This window comes from Moritella sp. 5, from assembly GCF_018219455.1.
Classification (GTDB): Bacteria; Pseudomonadota; Gammaproteobacteria; order Enterobacterales; family Moritellaceae; genus Moritella.
The window spans coordinates 1750258-1762945 of record NZ_CP056122.1 but is presented as its reverse complement, the minus strand read 5'-3'; the positions used below and the strand labels follow the sequence as shown (position 1 = coordinate 1762945).

Here is a 12688-nt window from a genome sequence, read left to right as displayed (position 1 = left end):
CTTACTAAAATAACCGCTATTGCGAAAATAACGGCGATGACTAAATATAACTTATCCAGTGGTAACCATTTATTTTGAGATTTATTGTGAAACCTTTGTCTGTATTCATCAAGTTACTGTTCATCACATTACTGTTCAATGTGCCAGTATCGGCAAGCACTGAACAGATGCAAGAGCCAATACGACTTTGTGCGGTTTACCCACACTTAAAAGATTCATATTGGCTAAGTATCAATTTTGGCATGACTGAGCGCGCAAAACAGCGAGCTATATCATTAAAAGTGCTGGAAGCTGGCGGGTATCAAAATAGTCAGGAACAATGGACACAAATAGAACAATGCCTACGGTGGCAAGCCGATGCAATATTAGTCGGCGCTGTATACTATGATCAGCTTAGTGCCAAACTCACTAACCTTAATAAAACAGTACCCTTATTTGGTTTGGTTAACGAAGTATCCACAACAGAGTTAACCGGTCGCACTGGTGTTTCTTGGTATCAGATGGGGGCTAAATTGGGACAGTATCTTAGTAACAAACACCCAAAAACAGCGAACAAAACCAAATTAAAATTAGCTTGGTTTCCCGGACCAAAAGCAGGTGGTGGTAGTGAGCAAGCGACTTTGGGTCTAAGAGATGCACTGCAAGACAGTGACGTTAATATCGTATCAATTAAATATGGCCTTAATAATAAAATGCGTCAGTTTTCGCTGTTAAGTTCAACGCTGGTCGAATTTAATGATCTGGACTATATTGCTGGCAATGCGGTAATGGCAGAGGTAGCGATTAGTGAACTTGCCAAGTTAGAGCAAGACAAGCAACCACAAATTTTAAGTCATTATCTCAGCCATGAGGTTTATCGTGGTATCAAACGTGGAAAGATTCTGATGGCAAATTCAGATCAGATGGTATTGCAAGGTGCAATGGCTATAGATCAAGCAACTGATTATTTATTAAAAAACGAATACAGTAAGAATCAAGGACCTGAAATACTCACGGTCACCAAAGAGTTGATCGCGAAATTTCCGGCTAAACAATCTTTATCACCAAGTAACTTTAAGCCAGTTTATTTAGTTAATCCCTAGGTGGCTCTTAGGCTGATTTTTGCTTAGCTCGGCAGCAAATAGATAGCCTTCACCATGAACGGTAACAAAGTATTCCGGATTTTTAGGGTCTAATTCTATTTTATTACGCAGTCGACGTACTAATACATCGATAGTTCGGTCGTTCGGAGCCTCTACCCGGTGGTCGATCAAATTCAGTAATCGCTCTCGAGATAAAACACGCTCTGGGTGGGCAGTAAAGGCAACCAAAATTTCATATTCGGCTTTGGTCAACTTTATCTGCTCACCATTTTGACAAAGTTTTCGCTTAGCGATGTCAAAACTCCAAGAACCAAAATAAAATAGCTCATCGTTTACTTCATCTTGAATGACATTTGCCAATTCATTTTTCGCCTGAGTGGTCAAGGAAATACGCCACAGCAGATTTTTTACTCGTACTAATAACTCACGCAATTCAAAAGGCTTGGTAACATAATCATCAGCGCCCATTTCTAAACCCACAATTTTATCAATAGCGTCACTGCGTCCGGTCACTAAAATAATACCAATATTTGATTGGCTACGCAGGGTTCGGGTGATCATCAAGCCATCTTCGTCTGGCAAGTTGATATCAAGCATAACAAGGTCGATTTGATGATTAGCCAATACGATATTCATCTCTGCTTTGCTCGCGGCCTCACTCACTTGATAACCCTCATGCTGAAAATAACCAACAAGTTTAGCGCGAGTTATCACTTCATCTTCAACAACCAAAACATGCTTATTTTTCAAATTAAATTCCTTAACAACTCTCCATTAACTAGCTAAATTACAATAACGTACAAGACAAATGGCTCACCTGATGTATATCAATATATAAGTGGTAAACGATGAGTGACAAGTCAAATTTTTCTGTTTATGTTACCCAGCCCCTCTTACTTAACGTAATGCTAAATGACTGAGAACTCTTAGAGATATTATCAATAGCCACAGCTTAACGAAGGGATATGGCTCATTCCTAATGGGGGGATAAAGCACCATAAGACAGCAACACTAAACTTATCGATAAGATTAAGAGATTACTGAATACAATTCTCATATGACTCTATTGCAAAAAACGACAGAGATTAATCTCCGTCGTTTTTATTACTGCCCGTATGCTAACTTATTTTAAAATATCGTAAGGCTTAGCCCAACCAAGGCGCTGGCTGAGATCTCTTTTAATTTGCAGATAACGTGGCGATGACTTCATGGCTTTCACATCGTCTAAGGTAAGTAGCTCTTTTTCACCTTGAGGATTTTGCGTACGAACATAAATGATATCCTTCGCACTTTGACGCAAAGAACTAAACGTCACTTCCTCGCCATTGCCATTGATGAAATGGCTGTAGACTTTTGGTACGTATCCCGGATCGACTGCTTTGCAATCATTCATCGGAGGAACCCAACCAGTTTTACCGTCTTCAGTAAAGTAACCAGTTACAGGTCTGCCTTTAGCAATATCTTCAATCATGCAGAAAGTTGGGCTCACACTGGTAATATTATGGATATTATTGAAAGCATGGCTTACCCAACCACCACTGCTAGCCTGATCTGTACCTTTTTCAGGTTCCCAATCAGTTGCATCAACCTGTACCCAGCTGTCAAAAGGCCCAGTCATAGAAATATCAATTACAAAATTTTGCGGGTCAGAGACGAAATAAGCTTTAGTGCTATTCTCTAGGGTATATTGGTTCACATAATCACGGCTAACCCAATACACAGATCCATCAATGTTTACGTTACGGCCTTGATAATTACTATCCATCACACCAAATGTATTGAATACCGTTTTCGCAACATGGTGTGCTGAATTATCTACCGCGGTATCCTCAGTATTATCAGTAATAAAATAAGGGGAATCGCTGTACAGCAAGCTCTCAGCGCCAGGTATAAGTCCCGAGCGTGAGCGTGGTGAATATTGATAGTTAGCAACATCATAAGTCGGTTGAGTGGAAAAATCATTTAATACCGTTTGACCTTTGATCACGCGAACTGAGTCACCAATCCATCGGCCTTCAAATTCAAATACATAATCCATAGTTAAGGTCTCTGTATTCGCCGAGACATTGTTATCATAACTTTGAATTTCAAAGTGAGACTGCATTGGATCGAAATCCCAACGGCGGAAGAAAGTTACCTTCGTACCTTTCTGGCTTATCGCCATGGATTTATTGTCGTAGTTACCGCTGCAACCTTCATCCCTTTTCGCAATATAAGCCAGTTTTACGCCTGACATATCTGTTCGGCAAACGTATTGATCACGCAATCCTTCGGGGTTCACCTTTTGCACGATGCGCTTGAACTCCTCCCAATTCATGACGCTGTTCTTAGTTTGGAAGTACCCTAACGCATCATTATACGCCAGAAACTGAGCCTGAGGCTGGGCTGGTTTTGTAAGTGCATAGTCGAGCATGAAAAATTCAGCTTTGTTCTGTTGAATTTTATTTACAGTATAACTGACCAGCTCTTTTTCCTGGTAATAACCCTGAAGGTGCGGTGCTGCAGAAACCTGGTTTGCAACAAACAATAACGCTGTACAAAGTAGTATTTTTTTCATTACTGCCCCCTACTTCTGAAAGTTTTTTGGTGTACTGAATGCAATACCGTAATTCGATGCATATTTCACGTTCTGCAGCTCTTGCAGATCTGCCGCATCAACGCTGAGTTGCATTTTAGAGGAAGCACGCTGCTGGCTATCACTGTTTTGAGACAAGGAATCTCCCCCGTCGCCGCAGCCGACCATTAATATAGATAAAAACACCACTGTAGCTAATTTTTTCATAGTAATTATTTGGATTCCACGGTATGTAAGAACAAGTATTGAAAGGTTCATTGACCCCCTTTAAACAGACGTTTTTAATCTTGAGATAAAATCGTCAATATGATTTTTTCTTTCTGGAATGTGGCACATGAAGGCGATGACCATTCGATTAAAACGCAGCTTTTTGCTGCCGCAATAGTCTATTTTGCCAAGGGTAATCGTTGGTAACGGTTAGTTCATTATATTTTACATAATTTTACGCATTGCGCTTGTGTAGTTGAATTGTAGTGGCTGAGTAATACTGGACAATAATAGCGGCTCGTCCTCTAGATCTTTGCCGTTATGGTTAAGATAAGGCTTATCGTTGAGCTATAGACTGCCAATATTGAAAAACAGTGATTTAGTCTGCAAAAGTAAACATCCAGAAATAGGAGATTCATTCTCGACTCGAATTAATGACACCCTTCATATAATATGCCCCGTATCTTTAGTCGACTCATCTATCACAGCGTTATTTTTACATAAAAATATCATAGGGAAATAAGTAAGAATGTATAAAAAATATTTACTATTAGTAGCATGCGGGTTAATTCTTACTGGATGTGGAGGTGGGGGTGAATCTACATTTGACTCAAATACCAGTACTAATGGCAATGGCAATGGCAATGGTAATGGTAATGGTAATGGTAAATATCTAGTCGTACCTAAAGATTATGACAAACCTGATGGTGATAAAGTTAAGGTTTATTACACCATTCATCCCGCAACCTCATCAAAACAACGTATAGGGATATTATTATTAAATTTTGGTGGACCAGGTTCAACAGCTGCCGATAGATTATTGAGTCAAGTAAGCTCAATGCCTACATCCATTACTGAATCATTTGACATCGTCGCTATGGATCCTAGGGGCGCGGGGAAAAGTGCATTTGCAAGAGAATTAATGACCTGTGCAGTGATAGGATCATGTGATTCGACATATAAAGAGATATCCCCTTATATGGGAAGTAATGCTGTTATTCAAGATATGGACTCGTTACGTGAACATTTGAATGAAGAGCAAATTAACTATCTAGGTTACTCTTATGGCACAAGACTAGGTGCGCTTTATGCAGAACGTTATCCGACAAAAATTCGTGCACTAGTGCTCGATTCTTCAATGTCTCCTTTACATCAAAATTATGAAGAACTACGAATTGATCAGGCTCAAGGGCACCATAAAATTGCTAATTATCGACTGGACTCAAAGCCAAAGAGTATGGCGAAACTAAATGATATTGTAACTCAAACCAAGGATAGTGATTATACCGCGAATGATAGCGGCACGCTTAAAAAAGATGATGTAAATAAAATACTTGGTGAAATGACAAACCCTATGCGAGATCTTTTGAATAATTTAAGGGGTATTTCATGGAGTGAGTCCAAGTTAGGATTATCATTATCTGCATTATTTGATAAAGATAAAGCACAACCTTTTATTTGTTGGAAAACCCAATGTGAGACAGAGTCCAATAATTTGAGCTTTAGTCATATACCAAAAGAAAGTTTTACTTCTGATGAAAAGCGGTCGTCAGCTATGTTTCGCTCAGTTATGTGTACTGATGAACGAATACCTTTGGACGATAGCGACATAGAAGGAAATGAGGATAAATATTTAGCTTCATCATCGATCTATGGCGATTACCTAAAAGAAAACCTTTCAGGTTTATGTAAAGGTTGGACGGCACAGCGCTCTCCTATTGCTAGTCAATCTGAAATTGAAAATAAAATAACCGAGCAAGTGTTGATCGTGGGTGGTTTATATGATCCACAAACCTCTTATAATTGGTCTGTAGAAATGAAAGATACAATAACCAATGCAGCACTCATTACTATTGCAGATACTGTCGGTCATGGTTTTAGTTATAACGGCATTGGTTCCTGCTTAGATGACATTGTGACTAATTATTTACTTGAGCCAGAGATCAAAGTCACGGATCAACAATGCCAACGAGTTAAAAAAATATCTTATCGTTATAGTAATGAAAATCCTACCGTCCCTGTTAATTCAGCACATTCCGGAGATATTCACTTGTAGTTGAACATCTATAAGTTCACTCGGCGAGTTGCATCTGAAGAAAATCGCGATCATCTTTTTTTCAAGATGCAACAGAACCTACTTTCGTTATTATGTAAATGCTTAGTTGTTAAGAATAAGTAATACTAGCAACCATTTTAGATGCATTCTTGTATATTATAAGACATAAGACCCCCTCTCCTTACATAATAAAATGGGCTAGTGATGGCTTTAGCTGATAGCCTCATAACTATAACGCCTGTTATGTTGGGTGTTATTACCCTCTTTGCGCTGTTTACTGTGACACTCCAGAGCCAATTGCCCCATATCATCCGTCAAAATACACATTAGTAGTTCCCATATTTTTATCATTACTTCACGTTGCTTACACTAATCGCTGGTAACTACCCTGCTGTAACAGTGTAGTTAAATCTCTAGTTCCACGCTTTTTTATTGCTCTGTTTTGCTGCTCAGTTAATACCTGATCAAAGGTAGGTCGCTGGATCTGACGAAAAATACCAACAGGCACTGGAAATTGAGGATAATTCAAGTTAGCCAATGCAAACGCATAAGTAGATTCCTGTGTCTCAGGATCATGAACAAGAACACAGGGATCATCCACCTTTGCCACCTTGAAGCCAAAACCATTATTTATTAGTGCTTTAGTCTTATCCTTACCGAATAGCAGCGGCATACTACTATTCAGATAAAGCAAATTTTCATCACGGTTTTTAGGGCCATTATATGGTTCGTGAACTTTGTCATTAAATATCACACAATTTTGCAATATTTCGACGACCGCGGTCCCTTTATGGTCTGCTGCAGCTTCTAGCACCATTGCCAAATGATTCGGGTCATTATCCGAAGTACGCGCAATAAAGGTCGCATCGGCCGAAGCTGCCAACGCTAATGGACTTAGAGCTCTATCAGGAGAGCCTGATGGGCTAGACTTAGATACCCATCCCTGTGCACTAGTCGGCGAAAATTGTCCCTTGGTAAGACCGTAAACGGCGTTGTTGAACAGTAAGATTTTAATGTCTTGATTGCGCCGTATAGCATGAATGAAGTGATTGCCTCCTATACTCAGCGCGTCACCATCGCCAGTGATCACCCAAACATCCAACTCTGGGTTTACCGCTTTCACACCGGTGGCAACTGCTGGAGCTCGGCCATGAATAGTATGAAAGCCATAGGTTTCAAGGTAGTATGGAAATCTGGATGAGCAACCGATACCTGAGATAAACACACTGTTCTCCCTGGTTCGACCCGTTTTGGCCAATACAGACTGCATCGTTTTAAGCACATTGAAATCTCCGCATCCGCGACACCACTTAACCTGCGACTTAGAGACAAAGTCTTTCCTATTTAGTATTTCAACATCCATCAGTAATTTCCCCATAATATTCACTTATCGTTTTAACAACATCTCTGACTTTAAATGGTAATCCGGTAGTCTGGGTGGCGCTCTTGGCAGGGGTTAAAAATTCCGCACGGATCAGCTTAACTATCTGCTGATTATTGAGTTCAAATACTAGAACATGTTTGAATGCAGCAATAATAGCAGCCAAATTGGCGGGAAATGGGTTTAGATAACGCAAATGAGTGTGAGCAATCGGCATGCCTTGTTCTCGAAGTTGTTTTACCGCTGATGAAACCCCTCCACGAGTGCTTCCCCAGCTAATGACCAACACGAGATCGTCAGTCTCTCCGGTTAATGGCTGCTCCGGGATAAATGCGCTGATCCCAGCGATTTTTGCTGCACGCTCTTTGGTCATCCGTTGATGATTATCAGGATCGTGAGAAGGGTCTCCCGTTACTGATTGCTTTTCCAATCCTCCTATTCGGTGCATTTTTCCTTTGGTACCAGGGCTCACCCAAGGACGACTCCCAGTAATCGGATTGCGCTTATAGGGATGGAACTGGTCAGTTTGCTGATATTGCTCTACCGCACTTATCGCTATGTCGTCGGGATTTGGAACCAGCCAAGACTCAGTACCGTTCCCCAGGTAACCGTCACTCAATAGGATCACAGGAGTCATAAAAGTCGTTGCAATTCTGCTGGCTTCCAATGCCATATCGAAACAATCGGCAGACGAAGCAGCTGCTAATACCGGCATGGGTGAATCACCATTTCGACCATACATGGAAAATAACAGGTCAGATTGCTCAGTTTTTGTAGGTAATCCAGTTGAAGGGCCGCCGCGTTGCACATTAATTACCACCAAAGGCAATTCGGTCATAACTGCTAGGTTCAATGTTTCCGTTTTAAGGCACAACCCTGGACCTGAAGTCGACGTTATGCCCAGAGCACCAGCATAAGATGCCCCCAGAGCAGCACAGGCCGCCGCTATTTCATCTTCAGCCTGAAATGTTTTTACACCTACGTCTTGATATTTTGACAAGGTATGCAAAATTTCTGATGCAGGCGTTATGGGATATGAACCTAAGAACAAGGTGCGCTGCAATTTCTCTGCCGCACAGATAAAGCCCAGTGATAGTGCTTCATTTCCCGAAATAGTACGATAGAAACCTTCTTTTTTGGGTGCAGGCTCTACCTGAAAACTTTCACCAAATATCTCCGTTGTGTCCGCATAATTGAAACCAGCATTCAGTGCTAATATATTTGCTTCCATCACTAACGGTTTATCTGAAAACTGCGCCTTTAACCACTCCTCTGTCTGTGTAAGAGAACGACTATAAATCCAAAATACGATACCTAACACAAAAAAGTTCTTACTGCGTCTTAGCTGTTTAGGCGGTAAATTAAGTTCCTTGAGAGACTGAACCGTCAAGTGAGTAAAATTATCGGCTATAATGCGGTAATCAGGCAGGCTGCCATCGCTCAGAGGGTCAGAGCTGTAACCGGCCAATTCTATATTCTTTTTACTGAACCCATTTTGGTCTGCTAAAATCAAACCTCCGTTCACCAGACCACCAATTTTATTTTTCAGCGCCGCCGCATTCATGGCGATTAATACAGCAAACTCATCACCCGCAGTATGAATATCAGTGGAGGAAAACTGCATTTGGAAAGCAGACACCCCCGACACAGAACCAGCGGGAGCCCTGATCTCCGCAGGATAGTCCGGCAATGTCATAACGTCATTGCCCCATGCGGAAGCATTATGTGAAAAATTAGTGCCGGTTAGCTGAATTCCATCACCTGAATCACCGGCAAAGCAGATCACTTCCTGGCTAAGTTGAGTTACTGTCATCTATATCTCCAGATATTAAAGAAGGCACTTTGGCGCCTGATTGAGCATAGCGGCTGTTAACAAGCAGCGATTTTTTGTATATGTCGCTATATTAGAAAATAAAAGGCTGTGTTAAAATAAGCTTTAAGTCACTTTACTATTGAATATTATTCACTAATCTAAGCCCTCTATGGATAAGCTAAATCTATTACAGCTATTTGTGTCACTCGCTGAGCACGGCAGTTTTGTCGCCGTTGCAAATCAGTCAGGCCAATCACCTTCAACCATAAGTAAAGCCATCTCCAGACTTGAGAAAAACTTAGGTGTACGACTTTTACACAGGACTACTCGTCAACTGCAATTGACTGAGGCTGGAAGAAACTATCTACAAACTGCTCGAGAAGTTATTTCTTTGCTGAATAACTGTGAGGGGCAACTGGCTCAAAATGTGGTCGCACCAGCGGGAACGCTCAAAGTGAACTTACCTCTTTCATTCGGAAAACTTTATGTGGTTCCCTTGATTCCGGGGTTTTGCCAAAAATATCAGGATATTAAGCTAGAACTTAGCTTTTCTGATGAGTATACGAATATTGTAGATAGCGGAATAGATATTGCAGTACGCAGCGGAAAATTAGATGACAGCAGCTTAATTGCGAGACGGCTCTGTCCTATCGACATGGGTATATTTGCGAGTCCGTCCTACATAGAGCAGTTCGGCAGACCTGATTCACCAGAACAATTAACTAAGCACCGATGGATATTATACCGCTTCAGACAATCGGGACGTATACTTGAGATTACCTCCGGTAAAAATTCTCAAATGGTTGAGGTTCAGCCTGATTATCAAATTGTTGTAGACAACGGAGATGTAATGGCGCAATTGGCTTGCCAAGGTGCAGGGTTAGCATTTATGCCTCACTTTCTTGCTCGAGATCTGGTAAAAGAAGGTAAACTTATATTAATTTCACCACCGCAACGCAATCCCGAACAAGCGGTATATCTGTACTATCTCAGTCGTGATTATATGCCTGTAAAAGTAAGGGTGTTTATAGAATATATAGTGCAACAACTTGAGGCGCAGGAAGAAACAGCTTACACAACTTGGATGGATAGATACTCTGAACCGTTCTCATAAATATAGATTACTTGACCATTTTATATAGCCCTGCCTTGCTGAAAATCTGCTGATTGCATGCATAATAGAGATAAATAAAATAAGAACCACACTAATGGTCTTTACTCATTACTCCGGCCTTTGAATGCTAAAAGGTGCAGTAATTGATGCATACTCCCCGCCCCCTAATCGAGCCAAAGGTTTGACTTTATCTGCTGCAATACTCAATCGTTCTTTCGCGTCTGTACTTACCACATTATCATTGATGTAAAGCTGCTTAACTTCAACAAAAATAAGCGTTTGCGGTGCATCTCCAATCTCTTTAATTTCATAAAGTTCGCAACCATAAGCAATATCACATTGCGTTAGCCTAGGTAGCAAGAAATCATCAAAGGCAGTGGTCGTTAATCCCGCATTAGCAAGTTCAGATTCACCATGCGCTAATGTGGCGGCAGTTTGTGTGACAATGTCAGCTTGATCATCTGATGCAATGTGAATAACCATTTTCTTATTTTTAAGGATGTTGGTGAGTGTATCTTTGTTATCACCATTCGGCTTTTTCCCAACCGAGATCATTAACAACGCTGGTTTACTTGATACCGCGGTAAAATACGAAAATGGCGCTAAATTATAGCTCGCATCACCCGAGTCTGTCAGTACCCAAGCAATAGGTCGTGGGATAATCGTCTGTGTCATCAAGTGATAACCTTGATTGGCTGAAAAGTCTGAAAAGTTTAACTGCATGTCACTAAGTCCCTGTTATAGCAAAGATAGTATCGTGACATATCAGAGGTTGTTAGCCTAGGTTTAATTTATACTTACAAATGACTAGCCCTAACGAAAGAATATCTATTTAACATAGGCTACAGGATAAAATGTTCTGACTATGAATTTATCACTCACGCCTGTATCATAACCAAGCGACTGAAATTCTAGCTATAAAGCTACGTCAGCAAGACCATACTAAACCAGTAATAGGACACTATGGAAAAGAAAAACCAAGGCATACAATCTGTAGAGCAAGCCTTTGAGATTATCGATTTTTTCTCTAACAAAAATCACGCAATCTCGTTAGGTGATGCAGCTGTAGAAATGGATATATCTAAAAGTAAACTCCATAAATACCTAGCAAGCTTTCTGCGTATTGGGGTCATCATTCAAGACGTAAATGGTAACTACTGCCACGGGTCAAAGCTGATCGAACTTGGTGCCAAAATCCTTGGTCATACAGATATTCTCCACGTCTGTGAGCCAGAATTACAACGATTAAGACTAGAAACGCAAGAAGCAACCGCACTCGCCGTTTGGACGACACAGGGGCCAATGATTGTTCGCTTCCTCGAAAGCCCATACCCTGTCGCGATAAGCTTTAGAGTCGGTTTTCACGCACCGCTAACTGGCAGCTCTGTCGGCATGTGTTTTGCGGCATTTTCACCGGAAGAAGCTTACCAACATCTTTTAAAAGCAGAAACGAAAGATCAAGCACAGCTGGACAAAGCGTTTAAACAAGGCCTAATATCGATAAAAGATGAAGGTTATGCGATTCGAAATAAAGTAAACCCAAGCATACCGGGTGCCAAAGCGATATCAGCACCTGTCTTTGACGCAACAGGCAATATAGTTGCGTGTATTCTCATCATCGGTTTCAAGCAAGAACATTCTATCCAAGAAAAAGACATAAAAGCGATACGCGATACGAGTAAACGACTGTCTCAACACTTAGGCTACACGGTGACTAAAGCGGTGAAGTAAAGGTGATAGACAACTCGCTTTTAAACCATTGGCCCGAATAACCGAAGGTCCCAGTTCTCAACAACGTCGTTTTCGAGGCGACGTTCGACAAGCCTTCTCCATGAATCGACCAATGGTAACTCCAGAACTTGTATGAGCGCTTGCTTGTCTAAACACCCCGTGAAAATCAAGCTCATTATTCTTGCGACAGACCAATCCGGGTAAGGTCGTTCACAAAGTAAAATCTCATCACCAATGCCGATTTTACCTTCTTCCAACACCCGAAAATACCAACCTGTCCGTAGGGTATCTTGTAGTTTTAGCGCCATCTCGTGTTGTTCAAATCTTTCGTTTAATTTCCAACAAGGCATACGTCCTTGTGACACTTCCAATAGTGTCGTTCCGATGCGGATCTTATCTTCGATGCAAATTGTATGTTCATTCAGCCCCAAGGAACTAATGTTTTCGCCAAAAGCCCCAACCTCTTGAAACATCACATTGTCACCGAGATCTTCTTTCCACTCTGCATAGTGCTCACTCGGATAGATATGTAGCGCTTTCTCAATGCCGCCATGTACAGTCAAGTCACCTTGCTCGTCGTTAACAAATCCGAGTTTTTCAACAACTAGACGTTCGCTAATCACTTTTTTATCTATCGCACTTGTTGACCCTCTCGCATAAGAGACCGCTTTACCGACAAGCACTGCACCAACCGTTCCTATCTTTTTCATATTGAAGCTACCTCTTTGC

11 protein-coding genes are annotated in these 12688 nt (G+C 41.1%); 4 read left to right on the top strand and 7 right to left on the bottom strand.

What is annotated here, in order from left to right:
• The first annotated feature begins 86 nt into the window (after positions 1-86).
• Positions 87-1082, top strand: a complete 996-nt coding sequence (torT, locus tag HWV01_RS07920) for a TMAO reductase system periplasmic protein TorT (RefSeq protein WP_249185476.1) — start codon at positions 87-89, stop codon at positions 1080-1082.
• Here the strand turns inward: torT and torR are convergent.
• From torR to HWV01_RS07905, 3 genes are all read right to left on the bottom strand, one after another.
• Positions 1068-1832 carry a two-component system response regulator TorR gene (gene torR, locus HWV01_RS07915; protein WP_211674861.1) on the bottom strand — a complete coding sequence of 255 codons (765 nt, stop codon included), beginning with the start codon at positions 1830-1832 and terminating at the stop codon, positions 1068-1070. The two genes, torT and torR, sit on opposite strands and share 15 nt — an antisense overlap.
• A gap of 373 nt (positions 1833-2205) precedes the next feature.
• Positions 2206-3639, bottom strand: a complete 1434-nt coding sequence (locus HWV01_RS07910; RefSeq protein WP_211674860.1) for a porin — start codon at positions 3637-3639, stop codon at positions 2206-2208.
• Between the two features lie 9 nt (positions 3640-3648).
• Positions 3649-3795, bottom strand: coding sequence for a hypothetical protein (locus HWV01_RS07905; RefSeq protein ID WP_249185475.1), 147 nt, complete (start codon positions 3793-3795; stop codon positions 3649-3651).
• A 598-nt stretch (positions 3796-4393) separates the two neighbouring features.
• Between HWV01_RS07905 and HWV01_RS07900 the strand changes: the two genes are divergently transcribed.
• Positions 4394-5920 (top strand): alpha/beta fold hydrolase, encoded by a 1527-nt coding sequence (locus HWV01_RS07900; protein WP_211674858.1) that lies wholly within the window; start codon positions 4394-4396, stop codon positions 5918-5920.
• A 364-nt stretch (positions 5921-6284) separates the two neighbouring features.
• Here HWV01_RS07900 and HWV01_RS07895 read toward each other — a convergent pair whose 3' ends face one another.
• Positions 6285-7283 (bottom strand): 2-oxoacid:ferredoxin oxidoreductase subunit beta, encoded by a 999-nt coding sequence (locus tag HWV01_RS07895; RefSeq protein WP_211674857.1) that lies wholly within the window; start codon positions 7281-7283, stop codon positions 6285-6287.
• Entirely contained in the window at positions 7273-9114 is a 1842-nt protein-coding gene (locus tag HWV01_RS07890) for a 2-oxoacid:acceptor oxidoreductase subunit alpha (protein WP_211674856.1), read from the bottom strand. Before HWV01_RS07890 ends, HWV01_RS07895 begins: the two co-directional genes overlap by 11 nt.
• Positions 9115-9283: 169 nt before the next feature.
• Here HWV01_RS07890 and HWV01_RS07885 point away from each other — a divergent pair, with 169 nt between their 5' ends.
• Complete coding sequence (locus tag HWV01_RS07885) at positions 9284-10228, top strand: LysR family transcriptional regulator (protein ID WP_211674855.1); 945 nt, start codon at positions 9284-9286, stop codon at positions 10226-10228.
• A gap of 108 nt (positions 10229-10336) precedes the next feature.
• Here the strand turns inward: HWV01_RS07885 and HWV01_RS07880 are convergent, their stop codons facing one another.
• Positions 10337-10951 (bottom strand): flavin reductase family protein, encoded by a 615-nt coding sequence (locus tag HWV01_RS07880; RefSeq protein WP_211674854.1) that lies wholly within the window; start codon positions 10949-10951, stop codon positions 10337-10339.
• Between the two features lie 240 nt (positions 10952-11191).
• Here HWV01_RS07880 and HWV01_RS07875 point away from each other — a divergent pair, with 240 nt between their 5' ends.
• The gene (locus tag HWV01_RS07875; protein WP_211674853.1) at positions 11192-11959 is read left to right on the top strand and encodes an IclR family transcriptional regulator; all 768 of its coding nucleotides are present in this window, start codon (positions 11192-11194) and stop codon (positions 11957-11959) included.
• A gap of 20 nt (positions 11960-11979) precedes the next feature.
• Here the strand turns inward: HWV01_RS07875 and HWV01_RS07870 are convergent, their stop codons facing one another.
• Positions 11980-12669 carry an MOSC domain-containing protein gene (locus HWV01_RS07870; protein ID WP_211674852.1) on the bottom strand — a complete coding sequence of 230 codons (690 nt, stop codon included), beginning with the start codon at positions 12667-12669 and terminating at the stop codon, positions 11980-11982.
• Between the last annotated feature and the right edge of the window lie 19 nt (positions 12670-12688).